Annotated in this window: 11 protein-coding genes; 4 read left to right on the top strand and 7 right to left on the bottom strand. The window is 61.1% G+C overall.

Annotated features, from left to right (window positions below; all coding sequences use genetic code 11):
- The first annotated feature begins 11 nt into the window (after nt 1-11).
- Nucleotides 12-1,169 (top strand): PQQ-dependent sugar dehydrogenase, encoded by a 1,158-nt coding sequence (locus FIV38_RS28295; protein ID WP_092236465.1) that lies wholly within the window; start codon nt 12-14, stop codon nt 1,167-1,169.
- Between the two features lie 30 nt (nt 1,170-1,199).
- On the opposite strand, the gene FIV38_RS28290 is transcribed toward FIV38_RS28295, so the two are convergent.
- Both FIV38_RS28290 and FIV38_RS28285 read right to left on the bottom strand, forming a co-directional pair.
- Entirely contained in the window at nt 1,200-1,679 is a 480-nt protein-coding gene (locus FIV38_RS28290; RefSeq protein WP_092236467.1) for a nuclear transport factor 2 family protein, read from the bottom strand.
- Nucleotides 1,680-1,711: 32 nt separating this feature from the next.
- Nucleotides 1,712-2,275, bottom strand: coding sequence for a TetR/AcrR family transcriptional regulator (locus FIV38_RS28285; RefSeq protein ID WP_092237445.1), 564 nt, complete (start codon nt 2,273-2,275; stop codon nt 1,712-1,714).
- A 124-nt stretch (nt 2,276-2,399) separates the two neighbouring features.
- On the opposite strand from FIV38_RS28285, the gene pssA reads away from it, so the two are divergent.
- Together pssA and FIV38_RS28275 are read left to right on the top strand one after the other, a co-directional pair.
- Nucleotides 2,400-3,743 (top strand): CDP-diacylglycerol--serine O-phosphatidyltransferase, encoded by a 1,344-nt coding sequence (gene pssA / locus FIV38_RS28280; protein ID WP_029290564.1) that lies wholly within the window; start codon nt 2,400-2,402, stop codon nt 3,741-3,743.
- 158 nt (nt 3,744-3,901) lie between these two features.
- Nucleotides 3,902-7,744 carry a hypothetical protein gene (locus tag FIV38_RS28275; protein WP_235861043.1) on the top strand — a complete coding sequence of 1,281 codons (3,843 nt, stop codon included), beginning with the start codon at nt 3,902-3,904 and terminating at the stop codon, nt 7,742-7,744.
- A gap of 29 nt (nt 7,745-7,773) precedes the next feature.
- Here FIV38_RS28275 and FIV38_RS28270 read toward each other — a convergent pair whose 3' ends face one another.
- The 5 genes from FIV38_RS28270 to efeU all read right to left on the bottom strand — a co-directional run bounded on the left by FIV38_RS28270 (nt 7,774) and on the right by efeU (nt 13,430).
- Nucleotides 7,774-8,973 (bottom strand): MFS transporter, encoded by a 1,200-nt coding sequence (locus FIV38_RS28270; protein WP_029290568.1) that lies wholly within the window; start codon nt 8,971-8,973, stop codon nt 7,774-7,776.
- Nucleotides 8,974-9,242: 269 nt separating this feature from the next.
- On the bottom strand, nt 9,243-10,055 hold the full coding sequence (gene efeO / locus FIV38_RS28265) for an iron uptake system protein EfeO (RefSeq protein ID WP_092236472.1): 813 nt from the start codon (nt 10,053-10,055) through the stop codon (nt 9,243-9,245).
- A gap of 25 nt (nt 10,056-10,080) precedes the next feature.
- Nucleotides 10,081-11,370 (bottom strand): iron uptake transporter deferrochelatase/peroxidase subunit, encoded by a 1,290-nt coding sequence (gene efeB, locus FIV38_RS28260; protein ID WP_092236475.1) that lies wholly within the window; start codon nt 11,368-11,370, stop codon nt 10,081-10,083.
- Between the two features lie 14 nt (nt 11,371-11,384).
- A complete protein-coding gene (gene efeO / locus FIV38_RS28255) occupies nt 11,385-12,587 on the bottom strand; it encodes an iron uptake system protein EfeO (RefSeq protein ID WP_092236478.1) in 1,203 nt (400 codons plus the stop codon).
- Between the two features lie 9 nt (nt 12,588-12,596).
- Complete coding sequence (gene efeU, locus FIV38_RS28250; RefSeq protein WP_070996248.1) at nt 12,597-13,430, bottom strand: iron uptake transporter permease EfeU; 834 nt, start codon at nt 13,428-13,430, stop codon at nt 12,597-12,599.
- Between the two features lie 209 nt (nt 13,431-13,639).
- Here efeU and FIV38_RS28245 point away from each other — a divergent pair, with 209 nt between their 5' ends.
- A complete protein-coding gene (locus tag FIV38_RS28245) occupies nt 13,640-14,656 on the top strand; it encodes an AraC family transcriptional regulator (protein WP_092236481.1) in 1,017 nt (338 codons plus the stop codon).
- The last annotated feature ends 266 nt before the right edge of the window (nt 14,657-14,922 follow it).

Below are 14,922 nucleotides of genomic sequence, written 5' to 3'. Positions count from 1 at the left end.
AACCCCACGGTATGTTTCTACGCACAACCCTTTTAGCGACCTGTTGCGCCAGCGCCCTGGCCACCGCGCTTCCGGCGCTTGCCGGCGATACCCGGCAGTTTCCCAGTGAGCAAGGCAGTGTCACCGCGACGGCTATCGTCAAAGGCCTGGACCACCCATGGGCAGTGGCGTTTTTGCCAGACCAGCAAGGCTTCCTGGTCACCGAACGGCCGGGTGCGCTGCGCTTTGTCAGCCGTGACGGCAAATTGTCCGCGCCGCTCAGCGGCGTGCCGCAAGTGTGGGCCAAGGGGCAGGGCGGTTTGCTGGATGTGGTGCTGTCACCGGATTTCAAGGAGGACCGGTTGGTCTACCTGTCCTACGCCGAAGGTGGCGGCCAGGGCGGCAAGGCCGGTACGGCGGTCGGGCGTGGCCGTTTGAGCGATGACCTGAGCAGCTTGAAGGACTTCCAGGTAATCCTGCGTCAGGCACCCAAGCTTTCGACGGGCAATCACTTTGGCTCGCGCCTGGTGTTTGACCGCGATGGCTACCTGTTTGTGACCCTGGGCGAGAACAATGATCGCCCTACGGCCCAGGACCTGGACAAGCTACAAGGCAAGGTCGTGCGGATCTACCCGGACGGTCGTGTACCGGATGACAACCCGTTTGTCGGCCAACCCGGGGCCAGGCCGGAGATCTGGTCCTATGGCCAGCGCAACCCCCAGGGTGCGGCGCTGAATCCCTGGACCGGCACCCTCTGGGAAAACGAACACGGCCCGCGCGGCGGTGATGAAATCAATATCATCGAGCGTGGCAAGAACTACGGCTGGCCCCTGGCGACCCATGGCATCAACTATTCGTTGTTGCCGATTCCCGAAGCCAAGGGCAAGACTGCCGAAGGCACGGTCGCCCCCCATCATGTGTGGGAAAAGTCGCCGGCCATCAGTGGCATGGCGTTCTACGATGCCGACCGTTTCAAGGCTTGGCAGCACAACCTGTTTATAGGCGCCTTGGCCAGCCAGGAGCTGATCCGCCTGCAGTTCGATGGCGACAGGGTGGTCCACGAAGAACGCCTGCTGGGTGAGTTGAAGGCGCGCATCCGCGATGTACGCCAGGGCCCGGATGGTTTCCTATACGTACTCACGGATGAGGCTGATGGCGTGTTGTACCAGGTGGGGTTGAAGCAGGATTGACTGGCACTGTAGGGGCCGGCAAGCCGACCCCTACAGCCCCAGCTCGGACAGCCCCGGATGATCATCCGGGCGTCGCCCCAGGGGCCAGTGGAACTTGCGTTCGCTCTCCTTGATTGGCATGTCATTGATGCACGCATGTCGGTTGGACATCAGGCCGTCCTGGTCGAACTCCCAGTTCTCGTTGCCATAGGAGCGGAACCAGTTGCCGGAATCGTCGTGCCATTCATAGGCATAACGCACGGCGATACGGTTACCGGTAAAGGCCCACAACTCCTTGATCAAGCGATAGTCCAGTTCCCTGGCCCATTTGCGCGTGAGGAAATCCTTGGCTTGCTCACGGTTATGGGCGAATTCGGCGCGGTTACGCCATTTCGTGTCCAGGGAGTAGGCCAGCGATACGCGCTGCGGGTCACGGGAGTTCCAGCCGTCTTCGGCGAGACGGATCTTTTCAATGGCCGATTGTTCGGTAAAGGGCGGCAAGGGCGGACGCACTTGTGCATTGGCAGTCATTTGATTACTCCTTTGGATTGTCAGTCGTTAATTCAAAGTGCCAATAACAATTGCGCCATGCATTGCGCATTATCAGCGGCAGTTTCATCGCCCATTATCAGGGCCATGGTGATGGCGCCATCGACCAGGATCAGCAGTTGCGCGGCCTGTTGCTCCGGGGCCGGGGTGCCATGGGCGTTGCACAGTTCAAGCAGGTACTCGAACAGTTTCTGTTTGTGCGCCTTGGCCAACAAACGGACCGGGTCTTGCGGGTTGCCGGTCTCGCCGCTGGTGTTGATAAAGGCGCAGCCGCGAAAGTCCGCAGAGGCGAACCAGGCCTTGAGCGCGCTGAACACGCCAAGCAGGCGCGCGCCGCTGTCTGGCGCTTGTTCGACCTCGCTGCGCAGCCACTGCAGCCAACGCTCGTCGCGCCGCTGCAGGGCGGCGATTACCAGGTCATCCTTGTTGGCGAAGTAGCGGTAGATGCTTTTCCTGGAGACGCCGGCGGTTTTCACCAGTCGTTCCATGCCGGTGGCCGCAATGCCGTGCCGGTAGATTAACTTTTCGGTGACATCCAGAATAATGTCGCGGGTTTCAGTAGTGGTCATATCGTTCATGCCGCCAACAGTAGAACGATCGTTCTTCATGGTCAATGAATTATTTTCCATGGTTCGTGGGCAGACCTGGGCACCCCCATGGTGTAAGCTCTCGGGCTCTTCGGATTCGATCATTGCGAGCCCTATGCCGTCGTTATTCAAACGTTCCCTGTTGCCCAAGTTGCGCGGTTTCCCCCTGGCCACCGATGCGATCGAGGTGCTGTCCGGCGCGGCCGAGTTTCGCCGCTGCCTGCTGGAGAAAATCGCCCAGGCCCAACACCGTATCTATATCGTCGCCTTGTACCTGCAACAGGACGAGGCGGGCCAGGAGGTGTTTGACGCACTGCATGCCGCCAAGGCGGCACGGCCTGAACTGGATATCGTGGTGATGGTCGACTGGCTGCGCGCCCAACGCGGGCTGATCGGCGCGGGCAAGCAGCCTGGCAACAGTGCCTGGTACCAGGCGATGACCCAGTCACACTCGACGCAAGTGCCGGTGTATGGGGTGCCGGTACAGACCCGCGAGCTGTTTGGCGTGCTGCATCTTAAGGGCTTTGTGATTGACGATAGCGTGCTGTACAGCGGCGCCAGCCTGAACAATGTGTACTTGCACAAGTTCGACAAATACCGCTTCGACCGTTATCACCTGATCCATAACAAGCCACTGGCCGACTCCATGCAGCACCTGGTGGAACACGGCCTGGTCGCCTCCAAGGCGGTCCACCGCCTGGACCTGCCCAACCTGCCCACCACTCGCAGCCTGCGCAATGACATTGGCGACTTGCGCAGCCGGCTCAAGCACGCGACCTATGACACCACGGCCGGTCAGGCTGGCATTGGCGGGTTGTCGGTCAGCCCGTTGCTGGGGGTGGGCAAGAACAACCCGCTGAGCCGGGTGATCTGCGAGCTGATCGCCAGTGCCCAGCAGCAATTGACCATCTGCACCCCGTATTTCAACCTGCCGCTGCCGGTGACCCGGGAAATCAACCGGGCGCTGGCCCGTGGGGTGAAGATCGACATCATTGTCGGCGACAAGACCGCCAACGACTTCTACATCCCGCCCAGCGAACCGTTCAGGATCATCGCCGCACTGCCGTATCTCTACGAAATCAGCCTGCGCCGCTTTGCCAAGCGTCATCAGCGCATGATCGACAGCGGCCAGCTCAACCTGCACCTGTGGCGCGATGGGGATAACACCTATCACCTCAAGGGCATGTGGATCGACGAGCGCTACACCTTGCTCACCGGCAATAACCTCAACCCCAGGGCTTTCCGCCTGGACCTGGAAAACGCCTTGCTGATCGATGATCCCCAGGGCCAGTGGCTGGCGCCACGGCGTAGCGAGCTTGAGGAGATTTTCCGGCACGCCACACGGATCCAGGGCTACCAGCAGTTGGAAACCCTGGTGGATTACCCCGAAGCCGTCGGCAAGTTCCTGCGCCGGGTCAGCCGGGTACGGGTCGAGCGCTTGTTGTATCGGATCCTGTAACTGACCTGCCATTTTCTCGGCACACTTGAAACACTTAGCACAGTCTTTGGTGTATTCGGACTCTTCCTATAACCCCTCTAGGCTGGGTCTTGTAGCGTTGCATTGACAGTTCTTACGGAAAAGAACTCTCGCCCTCCATTAGGTGAAGAGAACTGGAAATGTCGACACACAGTGTAAAGAGTGCAGGCACGCCGTTTAACGTTCTGACAGGTGCAGGGCAGGGCTATCGACAGCCTGAGCCGACAGCCTCGATGCCGTCGTCCGAAGCGCCGTCTGCGCCCGAAGGCCAGGGCTGGCCAGCATCCGAGCAAACCCCACACAACCCCTCGATGCCTGGCAGGCTGACGCAAGCAAGGCTCGAGTTGGCGGCGCAGCGCAAAAAACGCGACGCGACGCCATTGCCTGCTTTTCCATCGTCCGTCGATGCTGCAAAAGGCGATGAAAAGCTGCAGGACACCCTCACTCATTGGGTGACCACCGGCAAGCTGAAACGCAAACCCATCCCTGACAATGCTTCGATCAAACCTTACGTGGACCTTTATCGCGACGCGGTGAACGAGCCGGCGGTGCAGGACTGGCTTGCGAGCAAAGGCTTCAAATGGTCGACCGTGCGCATCGACCGCGACGGCGTAGAGGGAATAGTGATTCGCGATGGGGTCGAGACCAAGCAGCGATTTACCACCAGCGATGGGTCTGGTTGGTGGGAAGTGAGTGGCAAGGTCAGGGCGGCTGTACGCTACCTGTCTCCCAGCGATCTGGGGATTCTGCTACCAGACCCGAAAACGGGCGACTTTAATCACGTTGACGTCATTCTCGATTTTTACGGCGTCAAGACACCTAACGAAAGCGGCGGTGCCGCGCAGCTTGGCAGGCAGCTTACAGAGGACGGCTGGCCCGGGATTTCCGAGCAAAAGCGCACCGATTGGCGTGAGCAGTTCGACCAACTCGTGCAGCAGAGCCGCGACCAGGATGTTCGTACGCGCCTGGCTCCCCAGCTGCAGGCGCTGGTCGATGCAAAGGCTGAGGACGCCGATCTCGACCTGACTGCGCAGACTGTGGATATCGACCCCCAGTCGAGCCTGGCACAGAAAAGCCATCAGCCACGGGCGAGTTTTGCTCAGTTCCTGGCATCCCCGGCCTTCAGAACGTTCGTCGATAAAATCGGTTTTGGCCAGGGCGATCACGTTTATCGCATTCGCGACGGGCAGTTGGAACTACGCGACCGCGCCAATCATTGGACTAATCTGCAAGCCTTTCTCGATGACGAGATCAGCAAGACCCTGGTTGCAGGCAGTGCAGAAGAAAAGGCGCGCATTCTCGAACTGAATGCCAACTTCAACCAGTTGGTGGGCATGAGCAAGGAAACCGGCGACGCCCTGTATTCCATCCCCCAATATGACCTGCGCCAGGTCCTGGAGTATTGCGGGTTGGGGTCTCCTGGCTCCGTCGCGCAAGCACGCGTCGCGCTTGGCTGGCTGAACAATCAGTTGCCTGCGGCGCCGCTAGCGGCGGACTACGCGAGTCTAACGCCCTATAGCTGGGGACCAGGGGCGTTGTCACCCAACGACCTGACGGTGCTCAGAACCCAAGCCGCCGGGCCGGGTTCGGTCACTGAACTGTTGCGCGATTTTGCGGACGGGGCGGACCTGCCCGCCGACCCGGATTTGCGGCTTCGGGCGTTCTTCGACTCGCCCCAGGCCATTGCCAAGGCGCAGCAATTGGCGGGCGTGCTGAATATGGCGGAGGTCGCCGGTGGCGCGCCCCTGTCCAGGGCTTCTCGCCACCAACTGCTGGCTGCCGCGGTCAAGGCCAGTGTGGCCGTCGATGTGCCCGGCGCGCCCGGCGTAGTTGCCGGCTACGAGATCTATCATCCCAGCAACCTGGGGCGCACGATAAATCAGGTGCGCGAGGAGATAGAAACGCATTTGATTGACCACAAGGCGGTCAGCGCCAGCGCTGCGCCGTTGGTTGCCCACCTGTTGCTGGCACAGGCTGCCCCTGAGTTTCTGATCAAGCCGACGCCCAGTGTGTCGACACTCGCACCTCAAGCACTGATGTTGCAGCCTGGGCAGGTGACCATCGGCTCGACCGCCTGGCTGAACCTGCGCCTGGGCACTGCCATGGCTGAAAAACTCGGTGGGGCGGGCAGTTCGCGGGCGCTGACTATCACCCAAGCCCTGGACCTGAGCCGACTCGATGCGACAGGGCCTGCGCAGGCAGAGTTAATCAAAAGCCTTGGCGCCCAGCCCTTGCTGGACTGGGCGGTGATGGCCGGAATTTTTCCCAAGTCATCCGATGGGCGCTACTCGCCAGGGGATTATCTGGCTGCCACACAGGCATTCACCGACCGGGAAAACCGCACTCGCGAGGCATTCAATACCCTGACGAGCGAGCCACCCACTCAAACAAGTCTTTTAGTGCAACAGTTGGCGAAGCTGTTTCCTGAGTTGACCGAGGACGAGATCCGCAATTTCAAGCTTGAGCTGGATACCGACATGCCTTTTGACCCAAGGCAACACGGGCATCTTCAGACCCGTCAGCCCTACTTGACCGAAGTGATCCTGACTCAACAAGCTGAAAAGGATCCGCTGGTTGCCTTTGGCGATTGGGTGAGCCGTCTTTTTGGTGACGAAAAAAAGTACAAATTTATTCACCCTAAAATTTCCCAGGAAACCTTTAACGAAAGAATCAAAAACCTGCCGCCAATTGCCCCGTTGGTCGCACCGGCCGTGGACCAATACATTGCCGATACCCGTAGCGCCCAGTCCACGGTGATCCGCCTGATGATCGCCAATGCGCCGCTGGAGGTACGCCGGGCGTTTGAGGTCGGCAAGCTGGAGTTCTTTACCTTGCGCGAGGAGACCGGGCAACCCGTGGAGGACGATCAGGGCGAGCACTCCAAGGTGCAGGAGAAAAAGGGCAGGCATGGCCTGTTGATGCGTTACGAAACCGGGGCGACGACCCCGAGATTCGGCTACTACGAAGTGTTTCCAGGCTCAATGAAAATGATCCGGCGTGACGATCTGAGCTACAGCCTTGGGCTAAATGGCGTGACCCAAAAAGGCAGTGTGCCCTACGGGCCTTTTGCCTTTGTCCAACGGGATTTTCGTCATGCAAAGCTGGAGAAGTTCGACTTCCAGGCCTATTCCCAGGGCACCGAGCCGCGTCCGGGAGTAGATTCCAGGGTCATTATCGAGAAGGCTCGCGAGCCGTTGCCCGGTCAGGTCTTGTCGCAGTGGCCCGGCCCCGCGCCGGTCTATGTCCCCAACAGTTGGGCTTCGACAAGAACACGCGATATCACCAGAGCCGTGCTCGACAACACGTTCGAGGACAAGCGCGAGTTGCTGCTGGAGTACGCCAATCAACCCACGCGGCTGCAGAAGCGCCGCAGCTACCCTTTCGATTCCGGCAAGATCCTGACCCAGGAGAACCTTAGAGCGGTCCTCAGTCTTATCCCATTTGTAGGTGCGGTTGCGGACATTGCCGATGGCAATATCAAGGACGGTCTCAAAGGCCTGTTGATTGACTTTGCGTCATTTGCAGCGACAGGCGGCTTGGCTGCAGCCAGGTCATTCTTCAAGGGGATCAAGGCGGTTGTGCCCTATAGCGGTCGCGCATTTGGTCAGGGCCTGATGAAGGAGAGCGGACTGCTGGTGCGCAGCATGTTCAACCCTCTGGACGGCAGCGTCGATGTACTCAGGTCCACGCTTAAAATCACAGAGCGCAGCAAAAGGGTGTTGTCAGGGGAGTTGATGGGGATCGGCTCAGGCATTTATCTGCCTACCACCGCCTTTGAAAAGTGCCGCTGGGGGCTGGGTGCCTATGAGGCGCTGCGTGGCAAGCCGCCTGCTGACCCACAACGGGTAGGTCAGTTGGGCGTGAGCCAACAGTGCGCGGTCTACGCCGTGAACATAAACAGCAAGTGGTATGCGATCAACCCGGCGACCCTTAAACCTACTGGCGCTCCCCTTGAGGACTTCACGCCAGAGAGTCAGACGTGATAACCGCTCAGGGGAGGGCTGCCAGTCGTTCAACGCGGTGCCGGCCAGAGCGCAATGAGCAGCAGCAGGGCGGCGGCTACCAGGTAGGGTAGTCGCGGTTCGACGGCATAGATCAACGTGCCGGCCAGCGGTCCGACTACCACGCCCAAGCCCTGTGCGGCACCTACCGAACCGGCTGTAGCCCCTTGTTCCGAGGCCTCCACCGCGTTGGCCGCCAGTGCGGCGAACGACGGGAAGATCCAGCCCATGCCGGCCGCCGAGACGAAGAAACACAGCCAGAGGATCCACGCCGTATCCGCGAACATGCTGCCGGCAAACCCGAGGGCAGAGACGATAGCGCCGACGCGGATCATCCGCAGGGGCGGCCATTCCAGTTTGCGCACCAGTAACTGCGAGCAGATCAACGCCAGGCCCACCATCGTCAGGGCAATCCCGGCGGTTTGCGCGGCGTCGGCGGGGTTCATCTGCAGGCGGTCCAGGGCGAAAAAGCCCACGGTGATCTGGGCGATGGACACACACAGCATGGCGGCAAACGCCACCACCAGTGGGCGCCGCAAGCGCGGGTCCGAGAGGTTGACGGCCTTGGGCGGTTGCTTGAGGTGCAGCTCCTGGCGCGGCAGTTTCAGCAGCAACACCACAAAGCCCAGCATCGGCAACAACGCCATTGCATAAAACGGCAGGCTCAGGCTGTAGCGGGCCAGCAGCGCGGCAATTGCCGGCCCCAGCACCAGGCCGCAGGCGTTGGCCGCCCCCAGCGAGGCCATGGCCTTGGCGCGGTGGGCCGGCTCGATATTGTCGGCGATCAGCGCATAACCACCCACCGGGATCGCCGCGTAGAACACCCCGATCAACCCGCGCCCTAGCACCAACCCGATAAAGGCCAGCATGGCCGAGGGCAGCAGTTGCAGGGAGGCGTCGATAAACACGCACAACGCCCAGTACGCCAGAGTGAAACCACCGGTGCCCAACAGCAGCACCCGGCGCCGCCCCAGCCGGTCACTGGCCTGGCCCCAGGGCCGCGCCAACAGCATCCAGATCACCCCGGACACGGTAACGGCCGCACCCGCTTGCCAGGTCGCCAGCCCGAGCACCCGGGCGATGGGGCCGATCAGCGAGACAAACGCCATCATCGCCATGGTGCAGGCCATATTGGCGATCAGCAGGGGGCGCAGGTTGAATGACACTGAGGTGGGCAAGGCAGCATCAACGCTGGCGGCCGAATCGGGCATGGGAAATCTTCCGTGAGTGGGATCGATTGAACGTTATAGATAAGACGGTTAAACGCATAGCGCGATTAGCCGCAATGATGAAGATCTACAGCTGCTCTGCGCCCTAATGCCGATCAGTAAGCGAACGCAATGCTCAAAGCAGCGAAGATCAAATGTGGGAGCGGGCTTGCTCGCGAAAGCAGTGGGTCAGTCAACATCAATGTTTGCTGGGCCGACGCCTTCGCGAGCAAGCCCGCTCCCACAGGGGGGTGTGGATGCCGAAGGCTTTCTCAGTTCAGGCCCAGTTTGCCACGCAGGGTCGACAGGTCTTCGGCCAAGGTGTTTACCGGGCCGACCAAGGCCTTGCGGTCGTTTTCCTTGACCTTGTCATAGGTCTCAAAGCCACCATCAGCCGTTTTGTATTTGGCCAGGATGCTGTCCACCGTGGCGAAGTTCTTGTCGACCTTGGCCAAAAACGCCTTGTCCTGTTGCTCGATCTGCCCACGGAACAGGTCGACGATTTTCTTCGCCCCGTCGATATTGCCCTGGAAGTCATACAGGTCGGTGTGGCTGTAGCGGTCTTCTTCGCCGGAGATCTTGGTGGCGGCTACTTCTTCGAGCAATGCGGCCGCGCCGCCGACGACTTTTTCTGGCGGGAAGGTCAGGCCGGCGACGCGGGTTTGCAGGTCCTTGACGTCCTTGTTCAAACCATCGGCCAAGGCGTCCAGGCCCTGGGTGCTGTTCTCGGCAAACAGGCTGTATTCGAGGCGGTGGAAACCGGTGAAGTCCTCGGCCTTCACGCCTTTTTCGTGATCGTCGACCCGTGAGTCGATCGAGGCGTCCAGGTCGCTGAACAACTCGGCGATGGGCTCGACGGACTCATAGTGCACGCGGGTTGGGGCATAGAGTTTTTTTGCGGTGGCCAGGTCGCCTTTTTTCACCGCGTCGGTAAAGGCCTGGGTCTGGGTGACCAGTTCATCGATCTTGTCGGTGACATAGATCTTGTAGTCCGACACCGGCCCCACCAGGTCCAGGGGCGCCGTCGCGGCAAAGGCTGCGAGCGGAGAAAGGGTCAACAACAATGCAAGAGACGACTTCTTCATGGGACGGTTTCCGCTGGGATGGGGTTCAGGTGTTGGCAGTGCTGTGCAGCAAGGTGCGGCCGATGAAATCCTGCGGCCCGGTGACGCCTGGCAGCGTGAAGAAGTACCCACCGCCCACCGGCTTGAGGTACTCCTCCAGCGGCTCGCCATTGAGCCGGGTTTGCACGGTAATGAAGCCTTTTTCCAGGTCGGCCTGGTAGCAGATAAACAGCAGGCCCATGTCCAACTGGCCGTTCTTGTTGACGCCGTTGGAGTAGTTGAACGGCCGGCGCAGGATCAGGTTGGCCTGGGTTGCAGCGGTGCGCGGGTTGGCCAGGCGGATATGGGCGTCGAGCTTGGTCAGCTTGCCTTCTGGGTCTGTGCTGTAGTCGGGCACCTGGGCTTCGTTGTGACCGCCCATGGGCGCGCCGCTGGTCTTGATCCGGCCAATGATGCTTTCCTGTTCCTGCAAGGGCGTGCGGTCCCAGCGCTCGACGAAGTTGCGGATGATCCGCACCGCCTGGTAGCTGCCATTGGCGGCCCAGGCGGGTTCGTCACTGCCGGGCTGGACCCACACCAGTTGATCCATGGCCTTGGCATCGTTGGAGTCTGGGTTGGCGGAACCATCGCGAAAGCCCAGGAAATTACGCGCACTCTGTGCCGGTTGCCTCGCCCGGGCAGGCGCCTGGGGCGGCACGCTGCCTTCCTGTTTCCAGCGCACCAGCAGCAGGTCCGGAAGATTTTTCACGATATCGCGCAGGGCGTGGATGTTGGTGTCAGGGGTGTTGGAGCTGAACTGCAGGCTCAAGTCGCCATGGCACTGCGCAGGTTCCAGGGCGTCATTGGGGAAGCCGACCATGCGGCTCAGGCGCTTGGGCTTGGCGCCGGCCAGGCCGAAACGTTCGTCGAACAGCGACTCCCCCACCGACACGGTAATCGTCAGGTTATCCGGGGTGACCACCGGGCCAAGGATCCCGGAGTCAGCGGGCGGTAGTTTCGGATCGACTTGTGGCACCGTACCGCCGGTCATCAGGAAACCGATACGCTCGTTGAGGGTGCGAAACAGCCGCTCCAGGTCTTCGCGGTCGCTGGCCAACACATCGAACGCCACCAGCATGCCGCAGGCCGGGCGCGGGGTGACAATGCCGCTCTGGTGCTTGCCGTGGAAGGCGTGGTGGTCCTGGGTTTTTTCGCTGCTGGGGGCGGCGGTGACCTGGGCCGCGCCGGCCGCCATGGCCGGGCAACTGAGGCTACTGCCGGCAATCGCCGCACCGGTGGCGGCCATGCCCAGCAATACGCGGCGGCGCTGGGCGTTGAACTGTTCTGAATCACTCATTTATTCGGTCGTCTTCACTTAAGGCCTGTGAGGCCAAGGGCTGGGTCGATTCCATCGAGTGCGGCGGCCAGAGCCTTGGCCTTGTCGGCGATCTGCTGGCGCTGATCGGCGGTAACGCTGTCATAGGTGCGGTAGTTGCCATCGACCTGCAGGCCGTCGAGTTGCCCGGCGAAGGCGCTGATCGCGCTATCGATACCTGGCAACAGGTCGGCAGCGGACTTGGTCAAAAGCGGACGCATCAGCTCAACCACCTTGCGCGTCGCCGCCAGGTTTGCGGCAAAGCCATTGAGGTCGAGGTGGCTGTAGCGTTCCTCTTCGCCACTCGCGGCGCGCACGTCGGCCAGGCTATTGAGGTTGCGCACCAGGATGCTGACCAGTTGCTCGGGCGGCAGTGACTGCGCGAGCAACTGCTGCTTGAGGGCGGTGACATCACTTAGCAAGCGCTGGGCAATCGGTGCCAGGCCGTCGAGGCTGTGCTGCGCGAAGAGGCCGTATTCCAGACGATGAAAGCCGCTGAAGGCCGGGTCCTGTTCGCGTTTTTCGAAGTAATCGGCGCGGGCATTGATCGCGTTGTCCAGCTCGGCCAGGCGCTGGGCTGCCGGGGCCAGGCGCTGGTAAGCCTCGCGTGCTGGCAGGTACAGGGCCTGGGCTTGGCTCAGGTCGCCCGCAGCAATTGCTTGTTCGAGGGCGCTGACGGCCTTGATCAAGGCGCCGCTCTGGCTGTTCAAGTACACGCGAAACTCCGACAGCGGGCCGATAAAGGCCACCATCGACGGCTTGGCTTTGGCCTGGGCGTCGGATTCGGCGGTGGGGGTTACCTGCAAGGTGCCGCGCGGGTTGCTCAACAGGCCGCAGGTGATGGCGTAGTCGCCCGGCAGCAGGTTGGCGTTGATCACCTGACTCAGGCCGGGGGCGATGTTTTCACGTTCTTCGACCACCAGTACGCCGTCGAGGATTTCCCACTCCACTGCGCGATCCGAGCGATTGATGATGCGAAAACTCGCACGACCGGCCGGCACCGTCAGGGCGTTGGGCTCGCAGGCGTGGGCGTGGATGATCACGGCGATTTCGTTGTGATTGACCTGGCGCTTGGCAGCGGCCAATTGCGAGGCGTAGTAGAACAGGCCACCGGCGGCGATCATCACGATCACCGAACCGGCTAGCGCCCAACGCAAGGCGCGAGGTGGCGAGGCGGGGGCAGGGGCTTGGTTTGGCAAGGGACGACCTTACTGGCTGGAGACGGAAGAGGAGGTGGCTGGCGCGGCGGGCATAAAGAACATCACCAACGCCAGCACCAGATAAGTCAGGTAGGCACCCAGGGTGCTGACGGTCGGTGCGTCCTGATAGCCAAACATGCCGGCCAGTACCGAACCCAGCGGGCCATCCATCGGCAGGGTGGCGCTGAAATCGAACAGCACGCTCTGCCAGTGGTTCCACACCCCGGCTTCATGCAGGGCCTGCACCGAGTTGGCGAGGATGCCGGCGGCTACTACCAGGATGAACAGCCCGGTCCAGCGAAAGAACGCGGCGAGGTTCAGGCGCATGCTGCCGCTGTAGATCAGGAACCCCACGACAATCGCCAGCACCAGGCCGAGCAGGGCGCCGATGGGCGCTGCCGGACCTTCGCTTTGCTGGAACACCGCGAGCAGGAAGAACACGGTTTCCAGGCCTTCGCGGGCCACGGCGAAAAACACCATGGCGATCAGCGCAATCACCTGGTTGCGCGAGCCGGCCAACGCGTGATCCAGGGATTGATGCAGGGAGTGCTTGATCGAGCGCGCGACTTTACGCATCCAGAACACCATGGAACTGAGAATGCCCACGGCCACCAGGCCGACAATGCCTTCGAACAGTTCTTGCTGCTTTTGCGGGAACTCGGCGCTGACCAACTCCAGGCCACCGCCGACCAATAGGGCCAGGGCGGCGGCCAGAAACACGCCAATCCATACTGCCGGCATCCATTGGCCACGGCCGGTCTGTTGCAGGTAGCTGGCGATGATGCCAACGATCAATGCGGCTTCAATGCCTTCGCGCAGCATGATGAGAAAGGGAACGAGCATCGGGCACCGCAACGTAATTAGTTAGGGTGCTAAGTTGTAACATAATGATACTCATTGCTAAACAGAGGATCTTGACGTTTCCTGAACAGCCGCTGAACAGCCCTCTATCTCCTGGCTTCTGCAAGGATTGATGAAATGCCAGGCCTCTCTGTTCCTTCCAGGCCAGCACGCTCCTACAATGGCCGACCTACAAGATTGAGCCCTTGCCCATGTCGGAAAAAGACACAATCTCCATCCACCTGGTTCGCGAAGCCTTGTTGCAAAGTTGCGCCCCCGGTGCGGCGACGCGAGAGGCCCTGAACAAGGTAGGGATCGACCCAGCGTTGCTGGAGCAGCCCGCCGCCCGGGTTCCGGCCCTGGCGTACGCGCGGCTCTGGCGCTTGCTGGCGCGCCGCCGGGATGATGAGTTCTTTGGCATGGACCCGCGCAAGTTGAAGTCCGGCAGCCTGGAGTTCCTGTGTCGCGCCGCTATGGCCCAGCCCACCCTGGGCGAAGCCCTGGAAACCGGCCTGAGCTTCCTGTCGCTGATGCTCGAACACCTGCCGGCGCAATTGGTACGCCAGCAAAGCCTGGCGGAAATCGTCTTGCTGGAACACGAGCCTGAACCGCGACGGGCGTTCACCTATTTTTGCTACTGGATGATCGTCCACGGCGTCGCCTGCTGGCTGGCCGGGCGGCGCATCCCGATCCTGGCCATCGAATTACGGAGTGCGCAGCCGGCCTTTTGTGATGATTACCAAGTGATGTTTTCCGACAACCTGCGCTTTGATCGCACCCGTACGCGGATGATCTTTTCGGCAGACTGCCTCGACCTGCCGGTCAAGCGCAGCCCCGAAGAACTCAAGCGTTTCCTGGCCCATGCACCGGCCAATATCCTGGTCAAATACCGCGACCCCGACAGCCTGGCGATGCGCATCAAGCACGACCTGCGCCAGCGCCCGGCCCAACACTGGCCGGAAACCGAAAGCCTGGCCCAAGAGTTATGCATGTCCGCCTCGACCCTGCGCCGGCGCCTGGCCGAAGAAGGGCAGACCTACCAGGGCCTCAAGGACAGCGTGCGCAAGGAACTGGCGGTTGTCTGGCTGGCCGAGGCCGATATCAGCTTCGCCGAGATCGCCAGCCGCCTGGGTTTTGCCGATGTGAGTTCGTTCTATAAGGCGTTTCGCAAGTGGTCGGGGTCCAATCCTGGGCATTACCGTAGCTTGATTCTTACCGACGCCAACTAAGCCGTCGGCACTGCGCAGTCTGCATGGCAACAGCGCTTCTGTGGCGAGGGGGCTTGTCCCCCGTTGGGCTGCGTAGCCGCCCCAAAACCTGCACCCTCGGTTGACCTGACACACCTCGGTGATCTTATTGGGGCTGCTACGCAGCCCAGCGGGGGTGTAGAACCGTAGACATCCTTTACATCTGAAACCGGGGACATCGTTTACACATTTGAAGCTTGGATGCGGCTCTTGCCGCGTCCAAGTCTGCCCAAGGGATAGTCACATAG

The sequence above is a fragment of the Pseudomonas proteolytica genome (assembly GCF_007858275.1).
GTDB lineage: Bacteria > Pseudomonadota > Gammaproteobacteria > Pseudomonadales > Pseudomonadaceae > Aquipseudomonas > Aquipseudomonas proteolytica.
This window is presented reverse-complemented; position numbering and strand designations above follow the sequence as displayed.

Coding starts and splice junctions, on each gene's coding strand:
- FIV38_RS28295 (WP_092236465.1), top strand. CDS start 12: ATGTTTCTACGCACAACCCTTTTAGCGACCTGTTGCGCCAGCGCCCTG.
- FIV38_RS28290 (WP_092236467.1), bottom strand. CDS start 1,679: ATGACTGCCAATGCACAAGTGCGTCCGCCCTTGCCGCCCTTTACCGAA.
- FIV38_RS28285 (WP_092237445.1), bottom strand. CDS start 2,275: ATGAACGATATGACCACTACTGAAACCCGCGACATTATTCTGGATGTC.
- pssA (WP_029290564.1), top strand. CDS start 2,400: ATGCCGTCGTTATTCAAACGTTCCCTGTTGCCCAAGTTGCGCGGTTTC.
- FIV38_RS28275 (WP_235861043.1), top strand. CDS start 3,902: ATGTCGACACACAGTGTAAAGAGTGCAGGCACGCCGTTTAACGTTCTG.
- FIV38_RS28270 (WP_029290568.1), bottom strand. CDS start 8,973: ATGCCCGATTCGGCCGCCAGCGTTGATGCTGCCTTGCCCACCTCAGTG.
- efeO (WP_092236472.1), bottom strand. CDS start 10,055: ATGAAGAAGTCGTCTCTTGCATTGTTGTTGACCCTTTCTCCGCTCGCA.
- efeB (WP_092236475.1), bottom strand. CDS start 11,370: ATGAGTGATTCAGAACAGTTCAACGCCCAGCGCCGCCGCGTATTGCTG.
- efeU (WP_070996248.1), bottom strand. CDS start 13,430: ATGCTCGTTCCCTTTCTCATCATGCTGCGCGAAGGCATTGAAGCCGCA.
- FIV38_RS28245 (WP_092236481.1), top strand. CDS start 13,640: ATGTCGGAAAAAGACACAATCTCCATCCACCTGGTTCGCGAAGCCTTG.